At 69.6% G+C, this 23,998-nt stretch carries 22 protein-coding genes and 1 pseudogene; 18 read left to right on the top strand and 5 right to left on the bottom strand.

All coding sequences use genetic code 11. The annotated features are described in order from the left end of the window. The first annotated feature begins 15 nt into the window (after nucleotides 1-15). Nucleotides 16-636 carry a pyridoxamine 5'-phosphate oxidase family protein gene (locus BM004_RS13045; RefSeq protein ID WP_093213810.1) on the top strand — a complete coding sequence of 207 codons (621 nt, stop codon included), beginning with the start codon at nucleotides 16-18 and terminating at the stop codon, nucleotides 634-636. A gap of 45 nt (nucleotides 637-681) precedes the next feature. Here the strand turns inward: BM004_RS13045 and BM004_RS41410 are convergent, their stop codons facing one another. The 3 genes from BM004_RS41410 to BM004_RS13035 all read right to left on the bottom strand — a co-directional run bounded on the left by BM004_RS41410 (nucleotide 682) and on the right by BM004_RS13035 (nucleotide 3,487). Next, nucleotides 682-840, bottom strand: a complete 159-nt coding sequence (locus BM004_RS41410; protein WP_177206496.1) for an HHHH-motif protein — start codon at nucleotides 838-840, stop codon at nucleotides 682-684. A gap of 358 nt (nucleotides 841-1,198) precedes the next feature. Further along, complete coding sequence (locus BM004_RS13040; RefSeq protein ID WP_093213808.1) at nucleotides 1,199-1,561, bottom strand: VOC family protein; 363 nt, start codon at nucleotides 1,559-1,561, stop codon at nucleotides 1,199-1,201. A 42-nt stretch (nucleotides 1,562-1,603) separates the two neighbouring features. Beyond that, nucleotides 1,604-3,487: a M48 family metallopeptidase gene (locus BM004_RS13035; protein WP_093213805.1), complete on the bottom strand. Its 1,884-nt coding sequence runs from the start codon at nucleotides 3,485-3,487 to the stop codon at nucleotides 1,604-1,606. Nucleotides 3,488-3,758: 271 nt separating this feature from the next. Here BM004_RS13035 and BM004_RS13030 point away from each other — a divergent pair, with 271 nt between their 5' ends. The 9 genes and pseudogenes from BM004_RS13030 (at nucleotide 3,759) to BM004_RS12990 (ending at nucleotide 14,494) form a co-directional block, all read left to right on the top strand. Beyond that, a complete protein-coding gene (locus BM004_RS13030; protein ID WP_093213802.1) occupies nucleotides 3,759-4,616 on the top strand; it encodes a CmcJ/NvfI family oxidoreductase in 858 nt (285 codons plus the stop codon). 169 nt (nucleotides 4,617-4,785) lie between these two features. Next, a complete protein-coding gene (locus BM004_RS13025; protein ID WP_177206495.1) occupies nucleotides 4,786-6,009 on the top strand; it encodes a multidrug effflux MFS transporter in 1,224 nt (407 codons plus the stop codon). Continuing rightward, nucleotides 6,009-7,481, top strand: coding sequence for an MFS transporter (locus BM004_RS13020; RefSeq protein WP_177206494.1), 1,473 nt, complete (start codon nucleotides 6,009-6,011; stop codon nucleotides 7,479-7,481). The genes BM004_RS13025 and BM004_RS13020 overlap by 1 nt, the downstream gene beginning before the upstream one ends. Nucleotides 7,482-7,501: 20 nt before the next feature. Next, the gene (locus BM004_RS13015) at nucleotides 7,502-8,161 is read left to right on the top strand and encodes a paraquat-inducible protein A (protein ID WP_093213796.1); all 660 of its coding nucleotides are present in this window, start codon (nucleotides 7,502-7,504) and stop codon (nucleotides 8,159-8,161) included. Continuing rightward, the gene (locus BM004_RS13010; protein WP_256219878.1) at nucleotides 8,158-8,913 is read left to right on the top strand and encodes a paraquat-inducible protein A; all 756 of its coding nucleotides are present in this window, start codon (nucleotides 8,158-8,160) and stop codon (nucleotides 8,911-8,913) included. The genes BM004_RS13015 and BM004_RS13010 overlap by 4 nt, the downstream gene beginning before the upstream one ends. Then, complete coding sequence (locus BM004_RS13005) at nucleotides 8,910-10,577, top strand: PqiB family protein (protein ID WP_093213794.1); 1,668 nt, start codon at nucleotides 8,910-8,912, stop codon at nucleotides 10,575-10,577. Before BM004_RS13010 ends, BM004_RS13005 begins: the two co-directional genes overlap by 4 nt. Then, nucleotides 10,574-11,221 (top strand): PqiC family protein, encoded by a 648-nt coding sequence (locus tag BM004_RS13000; protein WP_093121741.1) that lies wholly within the window; start codon nucleotides 10,574-10,576, stop codon nucleotides 11,219-11,221. Before BM004_RS13005 ends, BM004_RS13000 begins: the two co-directional genes overlap by 4 nt. Nucleotides 11,222-11,378: 157 nt before the next feature. Further along, a complete protein-coding gene (locus tag BM004_RS12995) occupies nucleotides 11,379-12,998 on the top strand; it encodes an MFS transporter (RefSeq protein ID WP_093213791.1) in 1,620 nt (539 codons plus the stop codon). Nucleotides 12,999-13,007: 9 nt separating this feature from the next. Further along, a pseudogene (locus BM004_RS12990) lies at nucleotides 13,008-14,494 on the top strand (flavin-containing monooxygenase). A gap of 15 nt (nucleotides 14,495-14,509) precedes the next feature. Here the strand turns inward: BM004_RS12990 and BM004_RS12985 are convergent. Then, complete coding sequence (locus BM004_RS12985) at nucleotides 14,510-15,025, bottom strand: HD domain-containing protein (protein ID WP_093213789.1); 516 nt, start codon at nucleotides 15,023-15,025, stop codon at nucleotides 14,510-14,512. A 193-nt stretch (nucleotides 15,026-15,218) separates the two neighbouring features. Here BM004_RS12985 and BM004_RS12980 point away from each other — a divergent pair, with 193 nt between their 5' ends. The 5 genes from BM004_RS12980 to BM004_RS12960 all read left to right on the top strand — a co-directional run bounded on the left by BM004_RS12980 (nucleotide 15,219) and on the right by BM004_RS12960 (nucleotide 21,244). Continuing rightward, a complete protein-coding gene (locus tag BM004_RS12980; protein WP_093213786.1) occupies nucleotides 15,219-16,289 on the top strand; it encodes a TRAP transporter substrate-binding protein in 1,071 nt (356 codons plus the stop codon). Nucleotides 16,290-16,439: 150 nt separating this feature from the next. Then, nucleotides 16,440-18,239 carry a TRAP transporter large permease gene (locus BM004_RS12975; RefSeq protein ID WP_093123278.1) on the top strand — a complete coding sequence of 600 codons (1,800 nt, stop codon included), beginning with the start codon at nucleotides 16,440-16,442 and terminating at the stop codon, nucleotides 18,237-18,239. A 42-nt stretch (nucleotides 18,240-18,281) separates the two neighbouring features. After that, nucleotides 18,282-19,322: a LacI family DNA-binding transcriptional regulator gene (locus BM004_RS12970; RefSeq protein ID WP_093213784.1), complete on the top strand. Its 1,041-nt coding sequence runs from the start codon at nucleotides 18,282-18,284 to the stop codon at nucleotides 19,320-19,322. A gap of 45 nt (nucleotides 19,323-19,367) precedes the next feature. Next, the gene (locus tag BM004_RS12965; protein WP_093213781.1) at nucleotides 19,368-20,378 is read left to right on the top strand and encodes an NAD(P)-dependent oxidoreductase; all 1,011 of its coding nucleotides are present in this window, start codon (nucleotides 19,368-19,370) and stop codon (nucleotides 20,376-20,378) included. 44 nt (nucleotides 20,379-20,422) lie between these two features. Next, the gene (locus tag BM004_RS12960; protein ID WP_093213779.1) at nucleotides 20,423-21,244 is read left to right on the top strand and encodes an amidohydrolase family protein; all 822 of its coding nucleotides are present in this window, start codon (nucleotides 20,423-20,425) and stop codon (nucleotides 21,242-21,244) included. Here BM004_RS12960 and soxR read toward each other — a convergent pair. Next, nucleotides 21,241-21,723, bottom strand: a complete 483-nt coding sequence (gene soxR, locus BM004_RS12955) for a redox-sensitive transcriptional activator SoxR (protein WP_093213776.1) — start codon at nucleotides 21,721-21,723, stop codon at nucleotides 21,241-21,243. The two genes, BM004_RS12960 and soxR, sit on opposite strands and share 4 nt — an antisense overlap. 101 nt (nucleotides 21,724-21,824) lie before the next feature. On the opposite strand from soxR, the gene BM004_RS12950 reads away from it, so the two are divergent. The 3 genes from BM004_RS12950 to BM004_RS12940 all read left to right on the top strand — a co-directional run bounded on the left by BM004_RS12950 (nucleotide 21,825) and on the right by BM004_RS12940 (nucleotide 23,970). Then, entirely contained in the window at nucleotides 21,825-22,169 is a 345-nt protein-coding gene (locus BM004_RS12950) for an antibiotic biosynthesis monooxygenase (RefSeq protein ID WP_093213774.1), read from the top strand. A gap of 169 nt (nucleotides 22,170-22,338) precedes the next feature. Further along, the gene (locus BM004_RS12945) at nucleotides 22,339-22,860 is read left to right on the top strand and encodes a sigma-70 family RNA polymerase sigma factor (protein WP_093213771.1); all 522 of its coding nucleotides are present in this window, start codon (nucleotides 22,339-22,341) and stop codon (nucleotides 22,858-22,860) included. An 87-nt stretch (nucleotides 22,861-22,947) separates the two neighbouring features. Beyond that, on the top strand, nucleotides 22,948-23,970 hold the full coding sequence (locus BM004_RS12940; RefSeq protein WP_093213769.1) for a FecR family protein: 1,023 nt from the start codon (nucleotides 22,948-22,950) through the stop codon (nucleotides 23,968-23,970). Nucleotides 23,971-23,998 lie beyond the last annotated feature (28 nt).

Below are 23,998 nucleotides of genomic sequence, written 5' to 3'. Positions count from 1 at the left end.
ACCGCTGCCACCACCATGACCACGCCTTACGCCATCGACACCGTCGCCCAGCTCGAAGCCCTGTTCGGCCAGCCCGGCGACGCTTCGCTGAAGAAGGAAGTGCCGTACCTGCACCCGTCGTACCAGGCGCTGATTGCCGCGTCGCCCTTCGCGGCGCTGGCCACGCTCGGCCCCGGCGGGCTCGACGTGTCTCCGCGCGGCGACCCGCCGGGCTTCGTCGCGGTGCAGGACGAGAAGACGCTGCTGATGCCCGAGCGCCGCGGCAACAACCGCATCGACAGCCTGCGCAACATCATGGCCGACCCGCGCGTGGCGCTGCTGTTCCTGATCCCGGGCGTGGGCGAAACCTTGCGTGTGAACGGCAGGGCGCGGATCACCGCAGAGCCGGAGTTGCTGGCGCGCTTCGCGATGGACGGCAAGCCGCCGCAGTGCGTGATCCGCATCGAGGTGGAGACGGTGTTCTTCCAGTGTGCCCGCGCGATCCAGCGTTCCAAGCTGTGGGCGCCGCTGCCGGTGGACGCGAAGCGCGAGGTGCCGACGCCGGGGGCGATCCTGTCCGCGCTGACCGAATCGGCCTTCGACGGAACCACTTACGACCGCGAACTGGCCGCGCGCCAGCGCGCGACCCTGTATTGAAAAAGCCCGCTGGCGCGGGCTTTGTGGTGGTGGCTGCCGGGGCGATCAACGCACCCAGTGGCACACGCGGTGGTGGTGGCGCGCGTCCCACTTGCACACCTTGTGCGAACGGTGGTTGGGCGCTGCCGAGGCAATGCTGGGGGCCAGCACGGCGAGGCCGGCGAAAGCGAGAACGGTCGAGAGGATGAGCTGCTTGGTCTTCATGTGATTCTTTCTAAGCAATGGCATCGAGGTTGAGGAGTGCGTCTTTCAACGGGCGCCCTCGTAAAACGAGCCTGGGACACATTCAGATGACGACTGCTTACGCTTTTCGCGTGAAATAGTTCACAGGCTTCGAGACGGCAAAGAATTTCCTCCCGGCCGCCCCAAGTTATCTGCCTGGCGCCCGCGGCGGGCCGCCTCGGTCATGGCGGCCTCTTCGCTTCCAGCCCCGGATTCCCATGTTCTCGCTCGCAGGAAAAACCACCCTCGTCACCGCTGGCCGAGCCGTCCCGGGGCGGGCTGGACATCTTCTTGGCCAATGCCGGCACTGCCTTCGGCACGCCGGCGGACAGGGGCAGGTTCACTGCCGGAACGCGCGGCTCGAGATGGCCACCGGGTTCCCGTCCGGATCCTTCGCATTGGCGAACGCATAGCCGTTGGCCTGGTGCGTGGGCCCGAACGCCAGCCCCTGCGCCGCGGCCTTCTGCCTGAAGCCTTCGATGTCCTGGACGTCGAACATCAGCTTCACGCCGACCTGGCCGAGCTTCACGCTCTTGGCGGCCTGGTGGATCAGCAGGTGGGTGCCGCCGCCCGTCGGCTCGAGCTCGATCAGGCCCTCGACCACCTCCAGGCTCGACATGAAACCGAAGTGCGCGCAATAGAACTCGGCGGTGGCGCGCATGTCGCGCGCGTAGAGGATGAGCGTGTGCAGCGCCTGGGGCATCGGGGAGGGCGGATTTTTCTCTTGAGTCAACGCGGGGGTTCTCTAATCGGAAGACGCATCGTCGGGCGCGGCCGGCGGTTGCCGTTGCTGCGCCCGCATGATCTGGTGGCGCTGCCAGTAGTGCCCGGCGGCGGCCTTGAAGTTCTCCTTCTGCTTGCCGAGGCCCGCGAGCTTCACCTTGGTGGTGCGCGCGCCCAGCATGCCCTTGTCGTGGTGGGTCACGACGAGGGTGTCGCCGAAGCTGCTGTCCTTGTAGGCCAGGCCCTTGACCTCGTCCCAGGCAATGGTCGAGCTGCCGTCCGCGCTCGGGTGCAGCCCGGCGTAGCTCACGTCGATGCGGTTGCCGTTCTTCAGTGCGAAGCCGACCGGCGGGAAGTGCCGCAGCACCACCGCGCGCTCTTCCTCGGTGGCCGGCTCGTAGCGGTAGGCCAGGCTCAGCTCGTGGTTCTGCACGAAGCGCTGCTCGTAGTCGCTCCACAGGCGGCCTTCGATGGCGCGGGCGGTCTCGATTTCGTCGGCCCACGAAGCCTGCGGCGCGGTCGCGACGATGGTGCCGTAGCCGCTCTCGGCCACATGGTGGCCGACGTTGCGCATGCGCTCCAGCAGCGGCGGGTGGGTGTCGTAAGGGTGCGGCACGTCGGCGGTCTTCATGGCCTCGATGAACGCCGCGGAGCGCGCATAGGGCGGCAGGCCGTCGGCCACGAAACCGGCGATGCCGAGCGCGCCGTCGTGCTCGCGGTTCTGTGCGAACAGCTGGCGCTCCACGTCGTTGCGGTAGCTGGCATAGGCCGAGATCTTGATGAGCGACTGCACGATGGCATGCGGCGCGGTGAGGCCGGCGGCCACGCGGTCGGCCTTGTATTCGCGCTCGCGGCTGTCGCGCGCCAGCGCGAAGGCGAAGATCATGCGGTACAGCCGCAGCAGGTAATGCGCGACGATGGTGAGGCCGCCGCCGCGCATCTTCCAGGTGTACTGGTCGAACTGCAGCAGCTTGGGGCCGAGCGCCGCGCTGCTGCGCGTGTCGCCGCCGCCCAGGTGGGCCAGCTCGTGCGCGAGCACCGCGTCGGCCTCGGTCTGGTCGAGCACGCGCAGCAGCGGAATGCTCACGAACAGCGTGCGGCCGTGCAGCGCCTGGCCGCGCACCTCGCACGGGGCCTCGGTCACGAAGAAGTTGGTGTCGATGCCGGCCACGATCTGGTCGGGCGGCGCGGTCTTCACGCGGCCGGCCAGCTGGCGGATGCGTTCCCACAGGCGCGGCGCGTCGGCCTGCGCGATGAGCTCGCCCTCGATCTCGTTGCCCGAGGGCAGCTTCTTGAACAGCGTGTAGATGGCGTAGAACACCGCCGCGCCGGCCGCGATGCCGGCCAGCGCGATGAGCTTGATGTAGTAGCTGTGCCAGAAGAACGCGGTGAGCCAGAACGACAGCCACACCAGCATCGCGCTCTGCAAAACGACCTCGACCGCGCTCGATACGGTCATGAGCCGCCAGCCGGCCACGAAGCTGGCGTAGCGCAGGCCGCGGTTGGCAAAGGCCAGCGCGCCCAGCACCAGCGCCGCCGCGAGCAGCGCCGCGCCGAGGCCAATGGTCCAGATCGCGGCGCGGTCGGCCCAGTGGAACTGCCACTGCATCGCGTACGGGCTGCACACCTTGTCGTGGAAGTCCCTGTCTTCCGGCGCGGTGGCGTCGCAGGCCTTGGAGAGCGGGTGGCCGCGGTAGAACTCGAGCGTGCCGGCCTTGTCTTCGGCCGACATGCGGGTGTTGGCGGCAATGCGCTTTTCCACCGATTGCAGGAAGCCCGCGTCCTGAGAACGCAATGCGTATTCGGTGAAGGCGAGCGTGGCCGCCGGAATGGCGAACAGCGAGACGAGCGTGAGAACGAAGACGCGCAAGAGGTCGCGATGGACCGTGGTGCGGGCGATGGCCATGAAGTGCTTCTCCTGGAAAGCGGCTGCTGTGTGTTGTTGTCGGGCGGTCCGGGAAGGCGATAGCGTAGCGCGGGTGGCGCGCGGCGAGTGGAGCGGATTGGAGTGAAGCGCGCCGCGGCGTCAAGCGGCGCCGGGCACCGACCTGCGCCGAATAAGGTTATCGCTTTCGCGCAGTTCCGCCGCGCGGGGCGCAGGTATAGCCTTCGTATTCAACTCAAGGAGCTGTCTTGACCGTGAGCGCATTGCAGGGAATCTCGAGGGGGCGCGCCGCATGAGCGCCGGATCGAATGGCCACATGCTGGCCGCGACGCTGCCGTCCGTGGAGGCGGAGCTCAACTACCTGAAGCCGGGGCAGGGCAGGCCGGTGAGCTACACCTTCGAGCCGCCGCCGGGCACGCCCTGGGTCACGGGCGAACTCGAGGCGCGCCGCGTGACCATCCGCGACGGGCGCCCGCTGGTGGCGCTGAACGAGCTGACGCTCGACCGCAGCGGCTTCACGCAGATTTCGCACCGCAGCGTGGTGGCCGACTTCTCGCACGACGGCACGATCCGCGACATCTACTACCGCGAGGCCGAGGCGCTGCTGCGCGACGTGACCGGCGCCGAGAAGATCGTGGTGTTCGACCACACGCTGCGCGACAGCGCGCAGGGCTCGCGCCGCACGGCCGAGCTGCGCGAGCCGGTGCGCCGCGTGCACAACGACCAGACCACCGTCTCCGCGCCGCGCCGCGTGCACGCCCACCTGCCGCCCGAGGAGGCCGAGGAGCGGCTGAAGCACCGCTGGGCGATCGTCAACCTGTGGCGCCCGCTGGCCACGGTCGAGCGGCTGCCGCTGGCGCTGTGCGACGCGCGCTCCATCGCACCCGCAGACCTGGCGCCCAGCGACCTGGTCTACCCCGACCGGGTGGGCGAGACCTGTTCGTTCACCTGGAACCCGGAGCACCGCTGGTACTGGTTCCCGCGGCTGCGGCCCGACGAGGCGCTGCTGCTGAAGGTCTTCGATTCGCGCGAGGACGTTGCCCACTGGTCGGCCCACACCGCGTTCGAAGACCCCACCGGCGCGCGCGAGGCACCGGCACGCCGCAGCATCGAGCTGCGCGCGCTGGTGTTCTGGCCGGCCGGAAAGTAGGTCGAAGCTACACATCGCGACGGCGCCGTCCTGGCTCGCGCCAGCGCTCTACCGCCTCGCGCGGCGCAATTCTTCGAACAGAATTAGCGCGCGGCTCATCGTGTGAGCGGCGAGGGCGGTGCAGACCCCACGCCTGCACCGATCGCCGCCCTTGGCGACAATCGGGCCAATGCGTTCTTCCCCCTTCTTCAAGATGGCCCTGCTGCTGGGCCTGCTCTCGGCCATCGGGCCTTTCGCCATCGACATGTACCTGCCGGCGCTGCCGGCCATCGGACAGAACCTGCACGCCGACATCGGCGCGGTGCAGCTGAGCCTCACGGCGTTCTTCCTGTCGCTGGGCGCGGGCCAGCTGCTCTACGGCCCGGTGTCCGACATGGTCGGGCGCAAGCCGCCGCTGTATGCGGGCCTGGTGCTGTTCGCGCTGGCCAGCGTGGGCTGCGCGATGGCCACCGACATCCAGACGCTGATCGTGCTGCGCTTCGTGCAGGGCCTGGGCGCCGCGGCCGGCATGGCCATTCCGCGTGCCGTGGTGCGCGACCTGCACACCGGCACCGACGCGGCGCGGCTGATGTCGCTGCTGATGCTGGTGTTCAGCGTGTCGCCCATTCTGGCGCCGCTCGCGGGCAGCGCGGTGATCGCCTTCGCGGGCTGGCGCGGCGTGTTCTGGGCCGTGACCATCGCGGCCGTGGCGGGCCTGGCCATGATGGTCAAGCTGCTCGAGGAGACGCGACCGGCCTCCGAGCGCGTGGAGAGCAGCCTGGGCAGTGCGCTCGCGGCCTACTGGCTGCTGCTGCGCGACTCGCACTACCTCGGGCTGGTGTTCATCGGCAGCTTCGCGATGGCGGGCTTCTTCACCTACCTGGCGAATTCGTCGTTCGTGATGATCGACCACTACGGCCTGTCGCCCGCCACGTACAGCGTGGCCTTCGGCGTGAACGCGGCCGCCTTCATCGCGGCCTCGCAGTTCACCGGCGCGCTGGGCGAGCGCTACGGGCTGGTCAACCTGGTCAAGTTCGGCGTGGTGTGCTGCGGCGTGGCCATGGTCGCGATGTTCGTGTACTTCGCGATGGGCGGCGACAGCATCTGGGTGCTGATCGTCCTGTACTTCATCGCCTCCGGCTTCATGGGCCTGGTGATCCCGACCACCGGCGTGCTGGCGCTGGAGATGCACGGCGCCATTGCCGGCACGGCCTCGGCGCTGCTGGGCACGCTGCAGATGCTCACCGGCGCGCTGGCCATGGCGGTGGTGGGCTTCTTCACCGACGGCCGTCCGCTGCCGATGGTGGCCGGCATGGCCGCCGGCGCGCTGATCGCGCTCGTGCTGACCTGGCTCACGCTGGGCCGCGTGCGCTCCGAACCCACACGCAAGGCAGGAAGGAAACAGCAAGCCTGATGAACACGCTACGCGCAGGCGCCACGCTCCCGGCGGCCGAAGACAACGACAGCGACAAGAACAACCCGCCCAAGCCGATCGACGGGCTCGCGCAGCCGGAGCGCGGATGGGCCATGCTGGTCATCATCCTCGGGCTGATCGTGGCGGTGCTGGACGGCACCATCGTCAACCTGGCGCTGCCGGGCATCGCGCGCGAGCTGCAGGCCAGCGCGTCGCAGTCGATCTGGGTGGTCAACGCCTACCAGATCGCCACGCTGGTGATGCTGCTGCCGCTGGCCTCGCTGGGCGACCTGGTGGGCTACCGGCGCGTGTACCTGGTGGGCATGGCGGTGTTCACGCTGTCCTCGCTGGCGGCCACCTTCGCCAATTCGCTGGGCACGCTGATCGCGGCGCGCGCGTTCCAGGGCCTGGGCGCGGCCGGCATCATGAGCGTGAACGCGGCGCTGGTGCGGCTCACGTACCCGTCGTCGCAGCTGGGCAAGGGCATGGCCATCAACTCGCTGGTGGTGGCCACTTCCTCGGTGGCCGGGCCGTCGGTGGCGGCGGCCATCCTGTCGGTGGCCTCGTGGCCGTGGCTCTTCGCCATCAACGTGCCGCTGGGCATCATCACCTTCGCGCTGGGCATGCGGGCGCTGCCGTTCAACCGCGTGGCGCCGGCGGCGGGGCTGCGGTTCTCGCCGGTCGACGTGACGCTCAACATCCTGATGTTCTCGCTGGTGTTCCTGGGCGTCGACCGCCTGGGCGTGCGTGAAGGGCCGGTGCAGGGCGCCGGCGGCTCGCAGGCCTCGGCCTGGGGCATCCTGCTGGCGGGCGTGGCCGTCGGCGTCGTCTACCTGCTGCGCCAGCGCAAGCAGGCGGTGCCGCTGTTCCCGATCGACCTGCTGCGCATTCCGGTGTTCGCGCTGTCGATGAGCACCTCGGTGGCCGCGTTCTGCGCGCAGATGCTGGCCTACATCGCCTTGCCGTTCCTGTTGCTGGAGGTGTACGGCCGCAGCCACATCGAGGCCGGCCTGCTCATCACGGCCTGGCCGCTGGCCATCGTGGTGATGGCGCCCATTGCCGGGCGGCTCATCGGCCGCTACCCCGACGGGCTGCTGGGCGGCATCGGCCTGGGCCTGCTGGCCGCCGGCCTGGCGCTGCTGGCGGCGCTGCCGGCGCACCCGGGCAATGCCGACATTGCCTGGCGCATGGCGCTGTGCGGGCTGGGCTTCGGGCTGTTCCAGTCGCCGAACAACCACACCATCGTGACCTCGCCGCCGGCGCACCGCAGCGGTGCGGCCAGCGGCATGCTGGGCACCGCCCGGCTCACCGGCCAGACGCTGGGCGCGGTGGTGCTGGCGGGCGTCTTCAGCTTCTGGAGCCCGCACGGCGGCCACGGCCCGGTGGTGGCGCTGGTGCTGGCCGCCAGCTGCGCCGCGGTGGCAGCCGTTTTCAGTACTCTGCGTCTAAAGACGACAAGCCGCGGCGCCTGAATGAGTTAGGGTACTCACCTATGAAGGAAGTACCTGACACCGTGGTCTGCCCGGGGTGCGATGCGGTCTACGGCCGCACGCCGCTGCGCCCGCGCGACGTGGCGCGCTGCCCGCGCTGCGGCACGGAGCTCGACCGGCACCCGGGCGAGCAGGAGCGCCGCATCCTTCCGCTGACGGTGGCCAGCCTGATCATGTTCGCCATCGCGAACCTGTTTCCCATCGTCGAGATCGAGCTGCGCGGCCTCACCAGCCAGACCACGCTGGCCGGCGCGGTGATGGCGCTGAGCGCCGAGGGCATGTCGCTGGTGGCGCTGCTGGTGCTGGCCACGACCATCCTGTTTCCGCTGCTGCAGCTGTGCATCCTGGCCTACCTGCTGGTACCGCTGAGCCGCGAACGCCGCCCGGTGGGCTTCGCGCTGCTGGTGCGGGCCATGCAGTCGCTGCGGCCCTGGGGAATGATCGAGGTGTTCCTGCTCGGGGTGCTGGTGGCCATCGTCAAGCTCAGCAGCATGGCGACGGTGGTGCCGGGCCCGGCGCTCTGGGCCTTCGTGGCGCTCACGGTGCTGCTCACGGCGGTGCTGTCGTTCAACCCGGGCGCGTTCTGGGAGATGAAGTTCCGCGAGCAGCATGATGGAGACCACGGAGACGACGCGGACCGCGACGACAAGGCCGCGGCATGAAGCTGTTCGACGCCCTGCGCCTGCGCGGCCACCACGACCATGAGGACGACGAGGAGGCCCCCGTTGCCACCTCGGCCTCGCTCGGCCTCATGGCCTGCCGGCATTGCGCCGCGGTGTGGAAGGACGCGCGCGAGGGCGACGCCTGCGGGCGCTGCGGCACGCACCTGCACGTGCGCAAGCCGCAGAGCCTGGCGCGCACCTGGGCCTTCCTGATCGCGGCCTGCATGATGTACATCCCGGCCAACATGCTGCCGGTGATGATCACGCGCACGCTGTTCGGCGCGCAGTACGACACCATCCTGAGCGGGGTGATCTATTTCTGGGTGTCGGGCGCCTGGGGCCTGGCGGCCATCGTCTTCATCGCGAGCTTCCTGGTGCCGCTGTTCAAGCTGGCGGTGCTCTTCCTGCTGTTGGTGCTGGCGCAGCGCGGCAGCACCTGGCGCCAGCGGGAGCGCGCGAAGCTGTATCACATCATCGAGATCATCGGCCGCTGGTCGATGCTCGACGTGTTCGTGGTGTCGCTGCTGACCGGGCTGGTGCAGATCCAGGGCTTCGCGGTGATCACCGCGGGCGTGGGCATCGCGGCCTTCGGCTCGGTGGTGGTGCTGACCATGCTGGCCTCGCTGAGCTTCGACCCGAAGCTCACCTGGGACAGCAAGGAGGCGCAAGCCCTCGCGCACGACATGGCGCAGGGGCAGGGCCAGGAAAATTCGCGGCAGCGACATGAAAACAGGGACGAGAAACCAGCATGAGTGACGACGAGCATCCCCAGGACCCGGCGGCGCAGCCCGCACCCCAGGCGCCGCCCGCGCTGCCCAGGCCGCGCGTGGTGCGCCGGCGCGAGTGGCTGCCCTCGCTGATCTGGCTGATTCCCATCGTGGCGGCGCTGGTCGGCATCACGCTGGTGGCCCGCATCATCCTGGAGCGCGGCCCCGAGGTGGTGCTGACCTTCAAGACCGCCGAGGGCCTGGAGGCCGGCAAGACCGCGGTGAAGTACAAGGACGTGCAGATCGGCTTGGTCACCCACCTGCGGCTGGCGCGCGACCGTTCGCACGTGCGCGTGCTGGTGCAGTTCAACAAGGAAGCCGAGAGCTTCACCGCGTCCGACTCGCGCTTCTGGGTGGTGCGCCCGCGCCTGGACACCTCGGGCATCTCGGGGCTGAACACCTTGCTGTCGGGCGCCTACATCGGCGCCGACCCGGGCGTGTCAAAGGACACGGCCGGCGAGTTCACCGGGCTGGAGACGCCGCCCACCGTCACGCGCGACGACTCGGGCAAGCAGTTTCTGCTGCGTGCCACCGACGTCGGCTCGCTCGACGTGGGCTCGCCCGTGTACTTCCGCCGCGTCAAGGTCGGCCAGGTGGCCGCCTACGAACTCGACGGCGACGGGCGCGGCGTGACCATGCGCGTGTTCGTCAACGCGCCGTACGACAAGTTCGTGGGCATGAACACGCGCTTCTGGCAGGCCAGCGGCATCGACGCGCAGCTCAGCGCCAGCGGCTTCACGCTGCGCACGCAGTCGCTGGCCACCATCCTGCTGGGCGGCATCGCCTTCCGGGCGCCCGACGACGTGATGGGGCCGGTCGCCAAGGAGAACGCCGCCTTCGCGCTGGCGCAGGACGAGGCCGGCGCCATGAAGGAGCCCGACGGCCCTTCGCAAACCCTGCTGATGTACTTCAACCAGTCGCTGCGCGGCCTGACACCAGGCGCGCCGGTCGACTTCCGCGGCGTGGTGATCGGCGAGGTCAAGTCGATCGGCGTGGAGTTCGACCGCGCCGAGCGCGAGTTCCGCATGCCCGTGCTGGTGCAGGTCTACCCCGACCGGCTGCGCCGCCGCGAAGGCAGCGGCAACACAGCCACCCCCGAGTCGCGCTTCACCCAGCAGGAGCGCCTGCGCTTCCTGACCGAGAAGGGCCTGCGCGCCCAGCTGCGCAACGGCAACCTGCTGACCGGGCAGGTCTACGTGGCGCTCGACTTCTTCCCGAAGGCGGCGGTCGCGAAGATCGACCTGACGAAGAACCCGATCGAGCTGCCGACCGTGCCCAACAGCCTCGACGAGATCCAGTCGCAGGTGCAGGAAATCGCGACCAAGCTCAACAAGATTCCCTACGAGCAGATCGCGGGCGACCTGCGCACCACGCTGGCCTCGCTCAACAAGACGCTCGCGGCCGCCGAGCAGACGGTGAACCGCATCAACAGCGACGTCACGCCCGAGCTGGCCGCGGCCATGAAGGACGTGCGCAAGACCGTGAACACGGCCGAGCGCACGCTGGCCGACGACTCGCCGCTGCAGCAGGACATGCGCCAGACCCTGCAGGAACTGACGCGCGCCGCGGGCTCGGTGCGCGTGCTGACCGACTACCTGGAGCGGCATCCCGAGTCGCTGCTGCGCGGCAAACCGGACGACAAGAAATGAAGACGACTCCTGCATTCCTCGCGCCCATCGGACTGGCGGCCGTGCTGGCCGTGCTCGCCGTGCTCGCGGGCTGCGCCAGCAAGCCCGACAGCTACTACACGCTCGCCAGCCCGGTGGCCGCGGCCGACGCCGCGCCGTCCACGCTCGGCGGCAGCGCGCCGCCGCTGTACATCGAGCTCGCGCCGGTGGCCGTGCCCGAGCGCTTCGCGCGCCCGCAGATGGTGGTGCGCCAGCCCAACGGCAGCGTGCAGGTCGAGGTGCTGGAGCAGCACCGCTGGGCCTCGTCGTTCGAGAACGAGCTGCGCGACGCGCTCTCCGCCGGCATCGCCGGGCGCCTGGGCGCGCTCGACGTGACCAAGGGCGGGCGGCAGACCTCGCAGCCGGTGTGGCGCATCGCGGTGCAGCTGCGGCAGTTCGACGCGGTCGACGGCGCACGCGTCGACGCCAGCTTCAGCTGGACGCTGCGCCGCTCGGACGACGCGCGCACCGTGGTGTGCCAGCTGAACCTGGGCGAGGCCGTGGGCAGCGGCATGGACGCGGTGGCGCAGGGCGCGCAGCGCGTGACCTCCGCGGCCGCCGCCGCGATGGCGCGCAGCGTGAGCGCGGCGCGCGCGAATCCGTCGGCGACCGCCTGCACGCTTTGACTTTCTCCCTTCCCCGCTGGGGGAGGGCAGGGATGGGGGCACGACGGCGCTGGCACAGGCAAGGCGTATCGTGCGGGGCAGCCCCCGTGCCAACCTTCCCCCAGAAGGGGAAGGAGCAGCACCGGAATCCGTAGCGGGGAGACCAAGGAGACCTTTCATGGCACAGATCGGCAAGGCGCCCTGCGATGACACGCTGATCCTGCACGGTGCCAGGCCCGAAGAGGGCATTTGCCCCGAGGCCTCCAAGCCCTGGGTGCTGGCCGCGGCCATCGTGGGCTCGAGCATGGCCTTCATCGACGGCACGGTGGTCAACGTGGCGCTGCCCGCCATCCAGGCCGACCTGAAGGCCACCGCCTTCCAGGCCCAGTGGGTGGTCGAGTCGTACGCCTTGCTGCTGGCCGCGCTGCTGCTCGTGGGCGGCGCGCTGGGCGACCATTTCGGGCGGCGGCGCATCTTCGCGATCGGCGTGGGCGTCTTCGCGCTGTCTTCCGTGGGCTGCGCGCTCGCGGGCACGGTGCACCAGCTGATTGCGGCGCGGGCGGTGCAGGGCGTCGGCGGCGCGCTGCTGGTGCCGGGCAGCCTGGCGCTCATCAGCGCCTCCTTCCCCGAGAAGGAACGCGGCAAGGCCATCGGCACGTGGTCGGGCTTCAGCGGCATCACCGCGGCGGTCGGGCCGGTGCTTGGCGGCTTCTTGGTCGATCACTTCTCCTGGACCTGGGCCTTCCTCATCAACATCCCGATGGCGCTGCTGGTGCTGTGGATCGTCTGGCGCCATGTGCCCGAAAGCCGCGGCGCCTCGGCCCGCGGCGGGCTCGACCTGTGGGGCGCGCTGCTGGCGACGGCCGGGCTGGGCGGCATCGTCTATGCCTTCATCGAGGCGCCGACGCAGGGCTGGGCTTCGCCCGCGGTGATCGTGGCGCTGGTCATCGGCGTGGCCGGCAGCCTGGGCTTCGTGGCGGCCGAGCGCCGGGTGCGCGCGCCGATGCTGCCGCTCGCGCTGCTGCGCATCGGCAACTTCAGCGGCGCCAACCTGCTGACGCTGCTGCTGTACGCGGCGCTGGGCGGCGGGCTGTACTTTTTTCCGCTCAACCTGATCCAGGTGCAGGGCTACTCGGCCACGGTCGCGGGCGCGGCGCTGCTGCCGTTCGTGCTGATCCTGTTCGCGCTCTCGCGCTGGGCCGGGCAGCTGGTCGACCGCTTCGGGCCGCGCCTGCCGCTGGTGGTGGGGCCGTCGATCGCGGCCGCGGGCTTCGCGCTGTTCGCGGTGCCGGGCGTGGGGGCCAGCTACTGGAGCGGCTTCCTGCCCGCGGTGGTGGTGCTGGGCCTGGGCATGGCGGTGACCATCGCGCCGCTCACCACCACGGTCATGAACGCGGTGGGGCCCGAGCAGGCCGGCGTGGCCTCGGGCGTGAACAACGCGGTGTCGCGCGCGGCGGCGGTCTTGGCGATCGCGGTGTTCGGCGCGATCATGGCCTGGGCCTTCGACACGGCGCTGGCGGAGCACCTGCGCGGCATGGGCGCGTCGGCGCAGGTGACGGCGTTCCTGGAGGGCGAGCGCAGCAAGCTGGCCGGCGCGGCGGTGCCGCCGGGGGTGGACGCCGCCACCGCCACGGCGCTCAAGCGCGCGGTGGCGGAGTCGTTCGTGGCGGGCTTCCGGTGGGTGATGCTGCTGGGCGCCGCTCTGGCGGCATTGAGCGCGGCCAGCGCATGGTGGATGATTCGCGGCGCTCCCGCCGCCAGGGAGCCGACGAAGGCGGGAGGCCCGGGCAAGACATAAGGAGACGACATGTCGATGCAGGAAGAACAACACGTCGATGTGCTGATCGTCGGCGCCGGTCTCTCCGGCATCGGCGCCGCCTGCCACCTGCAGGCCAGCTGTCCGGGCTGCAGCTACCTCATTTTCGAGGGGCGCGAGCGCAGCGGCGGCACCTGGGACCTGTTCCGCTACCCGGGCGTGCGCTCCGATTCCGACATGTACACGCTGGGCTACGCGTTTCGCCCGTGGACGCAGCCGAAGTCGATCGCCGACGGGCACACCATCCTCGGCTATCTGCGCGAGACGGCCGCGCAGCACGGCGTCGACGCGAAGATCCGCTTCAACCACCGCGTGCTGCGCGCCTCGTGGTCGACGCCCGAGGCCTGCTGGACCGTGGACGCCGAGCACGGCCGCGACCGGCAGCCGGTGCGGCTGCGCTGCAACTTCCTCTTCCTGTGCAGCGGCTACTACCGCTACGACGCGGGCTACACGCCGGAGTTCGCGGGCACCGCCGCCTACACTGGTCGCATCGTGCATCCGCAGCACTGGCCCGAAGGGCTCGACGTGAGCGGCCAGCGCGTGGTGGTCATCGGCAGCGGCGCCACCGCCGTGACGCTGGTGCCGGCGCTGGCGAAGACGGCCGCGCACGTCACGCTGCTGCAGCGCTCGCCCACGTACGTGGTGGCGCGTCCGGCCGAAGACCCGATCGCCAACCGGCTGCGCCGCCTGCTGCCCGCGAAGCTCGCCTACGGCCTCACGCGCTGGAAGAACGTGCTGCTGAGCATGTTCTTCTTCAAGCTCGCGCGCAGCCGGCCCGAGCGCGTGAAGCGGCTCATCCTGGGCGGGGTGCGCCAGGCGCTGGGGCCGGGCTACGACGTGGCCACGCATTTCACGCCGCGCTACAAACCCTGGGACCAGCGCGTCTGCGTGGTGCCCGACGGCGACCTGTCGCCGCGCTCAAGGCAGGCACCGCGTCGATGGTGACGGACCACGTCGACACCTTCACGCCGCGCGGCATCCGGCTGAAGTCGGGCCGCGAGCTGGAGGCCGACCTGGTGGTGACGGCCACCGGGCTCGAACTGCAGGTGCTGGGCGGCGTGCAGCTCGACGTGGACGGCATCCGCGTGGACCCGGCGGGCATCTTCAACTACAAGGGAATGATGTTCAGCGACGTGCCCAACCTGGCCTCGTCGTTCGGCTACACGAACGCCTCATGGACGCTGAAGAGCGACCTGACCGCGGCTTACGTCTGCCGGCTGCTGAACCACATGGAAAAGCACGGTTGGACCCAATGCACGCCGCGCAACACCGACCCCGCGCTGAAGCCGCAGCCGTGGCTCGACTTCACTTCGGGCTACGTGCTGCGCGCGATGGCCCGGTTTCCGAAGCAGGGCGCGCGCTCGCCGTGGCGGGCGCACCAGAACTACGCGCGCGACCTGTTGAGCCTGCGCTTCGGGCCGGTGGACGACGGGGTGATGAAGTTCTCGCGCAACCCGTTGAACACGCACACCGCCTGACCCGGCGCGCGCGGCCTATGCCGGCGCGTGCGAGGCAGAGAGCAGGGTGTCGAGTTCCGCCCACAGCGGATCGCATTGCCCCGGGCGGTACGCGGCGGCGCGAAAGGTCGGGTGCTCGCCGCGGTACGTCTCCCACAGCGTGCGGTGGCCGTCGGCCACGCAGGCGCGCACGTTGGCGAGACGGTCGGCCGCCTTCACCACCAGCGCCAGTTCCTCGTCGCCCGTGACCTGGGCCAGCGCCGCATAGGTCTTGGCCTTGCGCTCCTTGCGGTTGGCGCCGGGCGCGTCGGTCAGCAGCGCCACGCAGCGTGCGACGAGGTCGCCGAAGCGCTCCTGCACCTGCGAGACCGTGGCGTCGGTGTCTTCCACCACGTCGTGCAGGTAGCCGATGACCTGCGCCGTCCGGCCGTAGGGCTGGAGGAGGGCGACGACCGCGTCGAGGTGGTGCACGTAGGGGTGCGCGCCGTACTTCTGCTCGCCGTGCATCGCGATGGCGTAGCTGCGCGCGTCTTCGGGTGTGGGATGGGTCATGCGTCGTCCTGTGGTTTTTCCATTCTGCCTTTGCACGCCACGGGCTTTACCTCGTTTACGAAGGAAAACACCTATCGGAAGCGCATTGCCGGTGTTCTTGTGTATCGATACAGTAAATCGTTCCACCAAGTCAGCTCAGCCAGCATCTCAGCCATGACGGGCGCTCGACCCGACCATCCTCAGGAGACAAGAAATGACCTCGCCATCGACTTCACTTTCCGCTTCGCCTTCGACCCCGTTCTCACGCCGCCGCTTCGTCCAGGCATCGTCCGCCCTGTCGCTCGCCGCGGCCACGGCGGGCTTTTCGCCGTACGGTTTCGCGCAGGAGAAAACCGTGGCGCTGCGGCTGTCGTCGTCCCACGTGGCCGACCTCAACTCCTCGCACTTCGCGTGGGCGCAGCTGATGCAGGCCAACCTGAAGAAGGCGGTGGGCGAGCAGATCCGCATCGACTACTTTCCGAACAACCAGCTCGGCAAGGAAAGCGACGTGGTGCAGCAGGTGAAGGTGGGCTCGATCGACATGATGCTCACGGGCTCGTCGATCTGGGCCACGGTGACGCCGCAACTCGGCATGCTCGACCTGGGCTACCTGTTCGACAGCTACGAGCACGTGTCGCGCGCGGTGGAGGCGGGCGTGGGCCCCAGGCTCAACGACATGCTGGTGAAGAGCACCGGCTGCCAGATCATCACCTGGGGCGCGCACTACGGCGCGCGCAACGTCTACACCAAGCAGCCGGTGAAGGGCCTGGCCGACGTGAAGAACGTGAAGCTGCGCGTGCTGCCCACGCCGGCCTTCATCGAGACCTTCAAGATCATGGGCGCGATCCCCACGCCCATCTCGTTCGGCGAGCTCTACATGGCGGCGCAGACCGGCGTGGTCGACGGCTTCGAGCACGACGCGGGCACGGTGCTGGCCAACAAGCTCAACGAGGTGGTCAAGCACTGCTGGATGACCGAGCACCTGTTCAGCCCCATGGTCTGCGTGGCCGGCAAGCGCGCCATGGACCGCGTGCCCGCCGCGCTGCGCCCGGCCTTCCTGAAGGCCGCGGCCGACGCCACGCTGCAGCAGCGCCAGATCGGCAACGAGCGCACGCAGCAGGTGGTGGAAGAGCTCAAGAAGCTCGGCATCAGCTTCACGCCCATGGCCAGGAACGAGCGCGACCAGGTGCGCAAGGAAATGGAAACCAAGCTCTGGGCCGGCTTTGCCAGGCAGTACCCCGAGACCGGGCCGCTGTTCGGCGCCATCAACGCCGCGCGGGCCTGAGCGGCCATGTCGAGCATTTCATTGCCGATGCAAGCCACGCAAGCCACGCAACCGGCGAACACAGAGCCCACAGGACCCACAGGGCACGGTGCCCTGCAGACCGTGGGCTTCGACGCCAGCCACGCCGCGGGCCGCTGGCTCGCCTGGCTCATGCGCATGACCGAGTACGCGGCCGGCGCGGTGCTGGCCATCGACGTGGTGGTGGTGTTCATCTCGGTGGTGTTCCGCTACTTCCTGCACGACCCCTTCGACTGGGCCGAGGAGGTGGCGCGCGCGTTGATGGTGATCCAGGTGTTCTTCGGCGCGGCCACGGTGCTCGCGCGCAGCCAGCACGTGGGCGTGGACCTGTTCCGCGGCATGCTGCCGGCGAGCTGGCAGCCGGCGCTGATCCAGCTCGGCAGCTGGATCGTCGTGGGCGTGTCGGCCAGCCTCTTCGCCTCGTCGTGCGAGCTGCTGGCCGACTCGTACAACATGACCACCTCCATCGGCCTGCCGCAGTGGATCTACGTATACCCGGTGGCCATCGGCAGCCTGTTCATGACGCTGTTCGGCCTGGCCAACGCGGTGAACGGGCCGCGGCGCAGGGTGTGGGCCACGCTGGGCGCGGTGCTGGCGCTGGCGGCCGCGGTGGCGGGCTGGAACATGCTCGTGAGCGAGCACGCCATCCCGCCGTGGGCGCTGCTCACCGCGGGCTTTCTGGGCGGCATGGCGCTGGGCATGCCCATTGCCTTCGTGCTCGCGCTGTCGTCGCTGGTGTTCTTCATGGCCGACCCGTCGCTGCCCATGCTGGTGTATTCGCAGCAGGTGATGGCCGGCACCGACCACTACGTGCTGCTGGCCATTCCGTTCTTCGTGCTGGCCGGGTTGCTGATGGAGGCCAACGGCATGTCGTCGCGCCTCATCGAGCTGCTGCTGCGCATGTTCGGGCGGCTGCGCGGCGGGCTGGGGCTCATCACCATCACGGCCACGGCGTTCTTCTCGGGCGTGTCGGGCTCCAAGCTGGCGGACATCGCGGCGGTGGGCGGCATCATCATGCCGGCGGTGCGCAAGACCCGGCAGGACCCGAACGAAACGGCCGGCCTGCTGGCCTGCACCGCGGTCATGGCCGAGACCATTCCGCCGTGCATCAACATGATCATCATGGGCTTCGTGGCCAACATCTCGATTGCCGGGCTGTTCATGGCGGGGCTGGTTCCGGCGGTGGTGCTCGCGGTGTCGCTGGCGGCGGTGACGATCTACGTGGGCACGCGCATCGACCCCGACGAGGCCTTCGACGTGCGCACGCCCATGTTCCGCCTGCTGGGCGGCGCGCTGGTGGCGCTGGTGATGGTGGCCATGATCGGCAAGGGCGTGACCTCGGGCGTGGCCACTTCGACCGAGGTGTCGTCCTTCGCGGTGGTCTATGCGCTGGTGGTGGGCTGGCTGGCGTTTCGCGAGCTCACGGTGAAGTCGGTGGCGCGGCTGTTCGTGCGCTCGGCGTCGATGGCGGGCGGCATTCTCTTCATCGTGGCGGCGGCGTCGAGCCTGTCGTTCGCGCTCACGATCCAGCAGATCCCGCAGTACCTGTCGGAGTTCATGGTCGGCTTTGCGCACTCGTACGGCAGCACCATGTTCGTGATGCTGTCGGTGCTCATCATGATCGTGTTCGGCGCCATCCTGGAAGGCGCGCCGGCGCTCATCATCTTCGGGCCGCTGCTCACGCCCATCGCCTCGCAGCTGGGCGTGAACCCGCTGCACTTCGGCACGGTGATGGTCATCGCCATGGGCTTCGGGCTGTTCGCGCCGCCGGTCGGGCTGGGCCTGTTCGCCACCTGCGCCATCACCGGCACGCAGGTGAAGGACGTGGCCAGGCCGATGATGAAATACCTGGCCGTTTTGTTCGTTACCCTCGTGGTGCTGGTATTGGTGCCGGCGTTTTCCACGTGGCTGCCGACGCGCATGGGGATGTAGCGGCTGCATGAGGCCGGGACAAGAGACAACAGGAAGGAAGCCGTGAGCAGAATCAGCGATGTCGCCCAGCGGGCGGGGGTGTCGACCAGCACCGTGTCGAACGTGTTGAACGGTCGCAGCGACCGCATGGCCAAGGAGACGCTGGCGCGCGTGGAAACCGCCATCCGCGAGCTGAAGTACCGGCCCAACACCTCGGCGCGGCAGCTCAAGACGGGCCATACGCCGCTCATCGGGCTGCTGGTGCCGTCGATGGCCAACCCGATGTACGGCTTCATCGCCCGCGAGGTCGAGACGCTGGCGCAGGAGCGCTACGGCTTTCGCATCATGATCGGCAACACCTACCGCGACGCCGCCAAGGAGGCGCATTTCTTCGAGGACCTGATGGCCCACGGCGTGCGCGGCGTGATCATCATCTCGTCGCTGGTCGACGAGCAGCACGTGGAGGCCGCGGCCGAGCGCGGGCTGGTGGTGGTGAGCTACGACCGGCGCGCCACGCCGGGCATGGCCTCGGTGATCGACCACGTGACGGTCGACAGCTTCGAGTCGTCGCGCATCGCCACGCAGCACCTCATCGCGCAGGGTCACCGCCGGCTGGCCTTCGTCACGCCGTCGGGCCGCACCATGAGCCGCGGCGAGAAGATCAACGGCTTTCTGGCGGCCGCGAAGACGGCGGGCCTCGAAGACAGCGCGCAGGTCATCGAGGGCTTGCCGGTCGACGAGTACGGCGACTCGATGATGAGCGAGCTCGGCCGCATGCAGGCCGGCGAGCTGGCGCGCGCCAGGAAGCGCCCGACCGGCGTGGTCGGCGTGAACGACCTGCTGGCCTTCGGCCTGATGGCGGGCTTTCGCGATGCGGGGCTGTCGGTGCCGCAGGACGTGTCGGTGATCGGCATCGACAACGTGTTTCTCTCCACGCTCATGCACCCGGCCATGACTTCGGTGCGCGTGCCCGTGCCCGAGATGGCGCAGGTGATGGTCGAGCGGGTGATGAGCCGCCTGGCCGACCCGTCGATGGCCACGCAGGAATTCGTCTTCGCGCCCACGCTGGTGGCGCGCGATTCGGTCGCGCCGCCGCGCGGCTAGCCTTCATTCGAGCAAGAGCCTCTTTTTCTCTTCTTCTTTCTCTTCATGACCACGGTTTTCGTCAGCCACCCGCAGAGCAAGCTCGTCCACTATTTCGGCGACCGCGCCACCGCCGCGTTGCGGGACATTGCCCAGGTGACGCAGGTGCGTTTCAACCCCACGGACACGGATCTTTCATCGGCGGAGATCGCCGAGTTGGCGAAAGACTGCGACGCACTCATTTCCTACCGCCAGACGGTGGGCGACGAGGCCCTGTTCGCCGCGCTGCCGAAGCTGAAGGCCTTCGTGCGCTGCGCCATCGACATCCGCAACATCGACGTGGCCTCGGCCAGCCGCCACGGCGTGCTGGTGACGCAGGCCAGCGCCGGGTTCATCGCCTCGGTGTCGGAGTGGATCGTGGGCGTGATGATCGACCTGGGCCGGCACGTGAGCGCTTCGGCCGAGGGCTACCACGCGGGCCGGCCGGTGGCGCCGGCCATGGGGCGCGAGCTGCGCGGCAGCACGCTGGGCGTGATCGGCTACGGACAGATCAGCCGCTACCTGTGCGACGTCGCGCTGGCGCTGGGCATGCGCACCGTGGTGCACGACCCGTTCGCGCGCATCGAGCGCGCCGGGCTGGAACAGGTGGGCTTCGACGCGCTGCTGGCGCGCTCGGACTTCGTCGTGTGCCTGGCCGCCGCCACCGAAGCCACCGAGAACCTCATGGACGCCAGGGCCTTCGCCGCCATGCAGCGGCACGCCTTCTTCGTCAATGCCGCGCGCGGCAACCTGGTGGACGAAGACGCGCTGCTCGCCGCGCTTGACGCCGGCACCATCGCCGGCTGCGCGCTCGACGTGGGCCGCGCGCCCGACCAGATGCCGTCGCCGCGCGTGGCGGCGCACCCGCGCGTGATCGCCACGCCGCACATCGGCGGCCTCACGCCGCCGGCCGTGGAGCACCAGGCAATGGAAACCGTGTCGCAGCTGGCCGAGATCTTCCAGGGCAGGGCGCCGAAGGGCGCGGTGAACGCGGCCGAGGCCTACCGCTGGCAGCAGGCCTTCGGCGTGCGCACCTGACCTTTCGATCCACTCCCTTCGATCCACTCCCTTCGAGACGCCCCATGGAACCCACCCGGAACACGCGCTACCCCGGCGCCTGCGACTGCCACGTGCACATCTACGAAGACCGCTTCGCGCTGCTCCCGAACGTCGCGTGGGTGCCGCCGCATTCGCCGGTGTCGCTCTACCGCGAGCAGGTGCAGGTGCCACTGGGCATCGACCGCGCGGTGGTAGTGCAGCCGACCGGCTACGGCTTCGACAACGGCTGCACGCTCGACGCGCTGGCGCAGTTCGGCGATGCGGCGCGCGGCATTGCGCTGGTGGCGCCCGACGTGGCCGACGAGGAGATCGCGCGTCTGCACGCGGGCGGCATGCGCGGCGTGCGCTACATGATGATCGGCGGCGTGCTGGGCTGGGAGTCGCTCGAGCCGATGGCCGCGCGCATGGCCAACGCCGACTGGATGGTCAACCTGCAACTCGACGGCCGCACCATGCCCGCGCACGAGGAGGTGCTCAAGCGCCTGCCGTGCCGGCTGGTGCTGGACCACAACGGCAAGTTTCTTGAGCCGGTGGCACCGAGCCACCCGTCGTTCCAGTCGCTGTTGCGCGTGATCGATTCGGGGCGCGTGTGGATCAAGCTTTCGGCGCCCTACGAAACCTCGAAGACCGGCGCGCCCGGCTACGACGACGTGAGCCTGCTGGCGCGCACGCTGGCCGAGACCTTTCCCGAGCGCTGCCTGTGGGCCAGCAACTGGCCGCACCCGGGGCGCAGCCCGCGGCCCGAGAGCGCGCCGCTGTACGACCTGCTGTTTTCGTGGGCCAGCAGCGACGACACGCGCCGGCGCATCCTGGTGGACAACCCGGCGGCGCTCTACAACTTCTAGGCGGCGGGCTTCGCGCCCCTGACCAGCAGCCGCTGCGGCCCCGGGCCTTCGGCGGCGAGCCGGTCCGCCGGATTGCGCAGCTTGCACCGGTCGATCGACAGGCAGCCGCAGCCGATGCAGTCGTCGAGCGTGTCGCGCAGCTTCTGCAACTGCGCCATGCGCTCGTCCAGCTCGGCCCGCCACGCGGCCGACAGCCGGGCCCAGTCTTCGCGGCTCGGCGCGGCACCCGAGGGCAGGGTGGCCAGGGCCTGGCCGATGTCGGCCAGCGAGATGCCCACGCGCTGCGCCACCCGCACGAAGGCCACGCGGCGCAGCATCGTGCGTGCATAGCGGCGCTGGTTGCCGGCCGTGCGCGTGCTGCTGACCAGTCCCTGGGTTTCGTAGAAGTGCAGCGTGGACACGGTGACGCCGCTGCGGCGCGCGACCTCGCCGACGGTGAGCGTGGGGGAGATGCCGGCTTTTTGCGGTGCGTCGTTCATTGGAAGAAAAATCCAGAAAGCTCTTGACCTCAACTTTACTTGAGGTTTGAGAATTCACGCCAGCGCACAGGCCCTGTGTGCACATTCCAAGGAACCCCGCCATGCCGAACCATTCCGTTGCCCGTCCGCTTGGGCCCGCGCCTGTTTTCCGCATCGACAAGTTCGTCGTGCCCGCCGAGGTGCGCCCGGCATTCATCGCGCAGATGCAGCGCGTCCAGCACACGCTGCGCAGCTTGCCGGGCTGCCTGCGCGCGCATGTGCTGAACCAGACCGGCGGCACCGGGGAGTTCAACGTGGTGACCGTGGTCGAGTGGGCCAGCGAGCAGGCCGTGGCCTCGGCCGCCGTGCTGGTGAAGGCCAGGTTCGCGCAGGAAGGCTTCGATCCCGTGGCGTTCACGAAGAACGCGGGGGTGCGCTCGGACCTGGGTTTTTACGGCCTCGCCTGAGGCTGTCGGCAACTTCAGGCAACGTCAGGCGGCTTCGCGACCGCCAGCGGTCGCGAAGCCGCTGATAATCGCCGCTTCCCGTTTTCTGAATCGCCTCAGGTCAGCCACGTCGTGTCGAAGCCAACCTGCCCCTGGACTTCGACTTCTCCATTCCGGCTGTGGTGCGCCTGTGTTCGAACGCTATTACCGCGAGCTGCTGAGCTTTCTCTCCCGAAAGGTGTCCGACCGCGCCACCGCGGCCGACCTGGCGCAGGAGAGCTATGCCCGGGTCTACGAGGCGCAGCGCACCGGCAGCGTGGTGCGCGACCCGCGCGCGCTGCTGTACCGCACCGCGCGCAACCTGGTCACCGACCATCACCGCCGCACCAGCGTGCGCGCGGGGAACGACGGGGCCGCGACGCGCGAGGAGCCGCGCGAGCTCGACGACGTCATGGGCCCGGAGACCTTCGAGCCCGACACCATCCTGTCTTCCGGGCAGGGCCTGGCGGCCATGGTCGAGACCATCGACAGGCTGCCCCCGCGCTGCCGCGAGGCCTTCGTGCTGTTCAAGTTCGACGGCCTGTCGTATGCCGAGGTGGCCGCGCGCATGGGCATTTCGGTGCGTACGGTGGAGATGCAGCTGCGCATTGCCATGGACGCCTGCTGGGCCTGCCTGGAGCGCACGAACGGTGACGAAGAGCGCCCACGATGAACAAGAAGCGAGGACGCGCGTTACCGGGTTGGAAGCCGCTCGTGCGTCTACATCCATAGGAGAGCTCGCCGAGCCATGACGCCCCCCATGCCACCGCCGTCGCAGCCACACGACCAGGACGCATCGCGCCTTCGACAGGACGTGCTCGAGTGGTTCGTGCGCCGCCACCGCGAGGACTGGCGCGCGCCGGACGAACGCGAGTTCCAGGCCTGGCTCGGCGCCGATGCGCGGCACGGCCCGGCCTACGCGCAGTGGGAGTCGCGCTGGGAATCGCTCGACGCGATCTCGCCCGAGACGGTCGCCGGCTGGCGCCGCGGCTTCACGGGGCAGCAGGCTGCAGCCCCCCTCACGCGCCGGGGCTTCCTGAAACCGGCGCTCGCATTCGGCATCACCGGCATGGCCGTGGGCGCCGGCTACCTCGGCTGGCGCGAAATTCAGGCGCAGCCGGTGTTCGAGCAGGCCTTCGCCACGCGCCGCGGGCAGCAGCTCGAAGTGCCGCTGCCCGACGGCACGCGGCTGCGCCTGGACACCGCCACCCACATGGAGGTGCGGCTGTTCCGCGACCGTCGCGAGGTGACGCTGATCGACGGACAGGCCGTCTTCCTGGTGCAGTCCGACGCGAGCCGGCCGTTCGACGTGCTGGCCGGGCCGCTGCAGGTGCGCGTGGTCGGCACGCGCTTTGCCGTGCGGCACACGCCGGGCATCGCGGGCGCCGACGGGGCGCGGGTGTCGGTGGAAGAGGGCAAGGTGCGCGTGCTGCGCCGGGACGGCGACGCGAAGAACGCCGTCTTCCTCACGGCCGGCCAGCAGGTGGAAAGCGACGCGCGCGGCGTGCTGGCGGCGGTGTCGGCCGTGCCGGGCGAAGGCATCGCGCCCTGGCAGGCGCACCGGCTGAGCTTTGTAGACACGCCGCTGTCGCGCGCGCTGGCCGAACTGGAGCGCTACGGCAGCACGGGGCTGGTGGTGAACGACCCGGCGGTGGCCGCGCTGCGCCTGAGCGGCACCTTCGACCCGCGCGACGCGCGCACGCTGCGGCGCGCGCTGCCGAGTGCCTTGCCGGTGCGGCTGAAGGAAGCCGGCTCGGCCGCCGAGGTCGTGCTGGCGCAGTAGGCGCATCGGTCCTGTCCGCGGCACGGGG

The sequence above is a fragment of the Variovorax sp. OK212 genome, assembly GCF_900112425.1.
GTDB lineage: Bacteria > Pseudomonadota > Gammaproteobacteria > Burkholderiales > Burkholderiaceae_C > Variovorax.
This window is presented reverse-complemented; position numbering and strand designations above follow the sequence as displayed.

Excerpts from the sequence above, each read along its gene's own strand:
- BM004_RS13045 (WP_093213810.1), top strand. The coding sequence starts at position 16 with ATGACCACGCCTTACGCCATCGACACCGTCGCCCAGCTCGAAGCCCTG.
- BM004_RS41410 (WP_177206496.1), bottom strand. The coding sequence starts at position 840 with ATGAAGACCAAGCAGCTCATCCTCTCGACCGTTCTCGCTTTCGCCGGC.
- BM004_RS13040 (WP_093213808.1), bottom strand. The coding sequence starts at position 1,561 with ATGCCCCAGGCGCTGCACACGCTCATCCTCTACGCGCGCGACATGCGC.
- BM004_RS13035 (WP_093213805.1), bottom strand. The coding sequence starts at position 3,487 with ATGGCCATCGCCCGCACCACGGTCCATCGCGACCTCTTGCGCGTCTTC.
- BM004_RS13030 (WP_093213802.1), top strand. The coding sequence starts at position 3,759 with ATGAGCGCCGGATCGAATGGCCACATGCTGGCCGCGACGCTGCCGTCC.
- BM004_RS13025 (WP_177206495.1), top strand. The coding sequence starts at position 4,786 with ATGCGTTCTTCCCCCTTCTTCAAGATGGCCCTGCTGCTGGGCCTGCTC.
- BM004_RS13020 (WP_177206494.1), top strand. The coding sequence starts at position 6,009 with ATGAACACGCTACGCGCAGGCGCCACGCTCCCGGCGGCCGAAGACAAC.
- BM004_RS13015 (WP_093213796.1), top strand. The coding sequence starts at position 7,502 with ATGAAGGAAGTACCTGACACCGTGGTCTGCCCGGGGTGCGATGCGGTC.
- BM004_RS13010 (WP_256219878.1), top strand. The coding sequence starts at position 8,158 with ATGAAGCTGTTCGACGCCCTGCGCCTGCGCGGCCACCACGACCATGAG.
- BM004_RS13005 (WP_093213794.1), top strand. The coding sequence starts at position 8,910 with ATGAGTGACGACGAGCATCCCCAGGACCCGGCGGCGCAGCCCGCACCC.
- BM004_RS13000 (WP_093121741.1), top strand. The coding sequence starts at position 10,574 with ATGAAGACGACTCCTGCATTCCTCGCGCCCATCGGACTGGCGGCCGTG.
- BM004_RS12995 (WP_093213791.1), top strand. The coding sequence starts at position 11,379 with ATGGCACAGATCGGCAAGGCGCCCTGCGATGACACGCTGATCCTGCAC.
- BM004_RS12985 (WP_093213789.1), bottom strand. The coding sequence starts at position 15,025 with ATGACCCATCCCACACCCGAAGACGCGCGCAGCTACGCCATCGCGATG.
- BM004_RS12980 (WP_093213786.1), top strand. The coding sequence starts at position 15,219 with ATGACCTCGCCATCGACTTCACTTTCCGCTTCGCCTTCGACCCCGTTC.
- BM004_RS12975 (WP_093123278.1), top strand. The coding sequence starts at position 16,440 with ATGCGCATGACCGAGTACGCGGCCGGCGCGGTGCTGGCCATCGACGTG.
- BM004_RS12965 (WP_093213781.1), top strand. The coding sequence starts at position 19,368 with ATGACCACGGTTTTCGTCAGCCACCCGCAGAGCAAGCTCGTCCACTAT.
- BM004_RS12960 (WP_093213779.1), top strand. The coding sequence starts at position 20,423 with ATGGAACCCACCCGGAACACGCGCTACCCCGGCGCCTGCGACTGCCAC.
- soxR (WP_093213776.1), bottom strand. The coding sequence starts at position 21,723 with ATGAACGACGCACCGCAAAAAGCCGGCATCTCCCCCACGCTCACCGTC.
- BM004_RS12950 (WP_093213774.1), top strand. The coding sequence starts at position 21,825 with ATGCCGAACCATTCCGTTGCCCGTCCGCTTGGGCCCGCGCCTGTTTTC.
- BM004_RS12940 (WP_093213769.1), top strand. The coding sequence starts at position 22,948 with ATGCCACCGCCGTCGCAGCCACACGACCAGGACGCATCGCGCCTTCGA.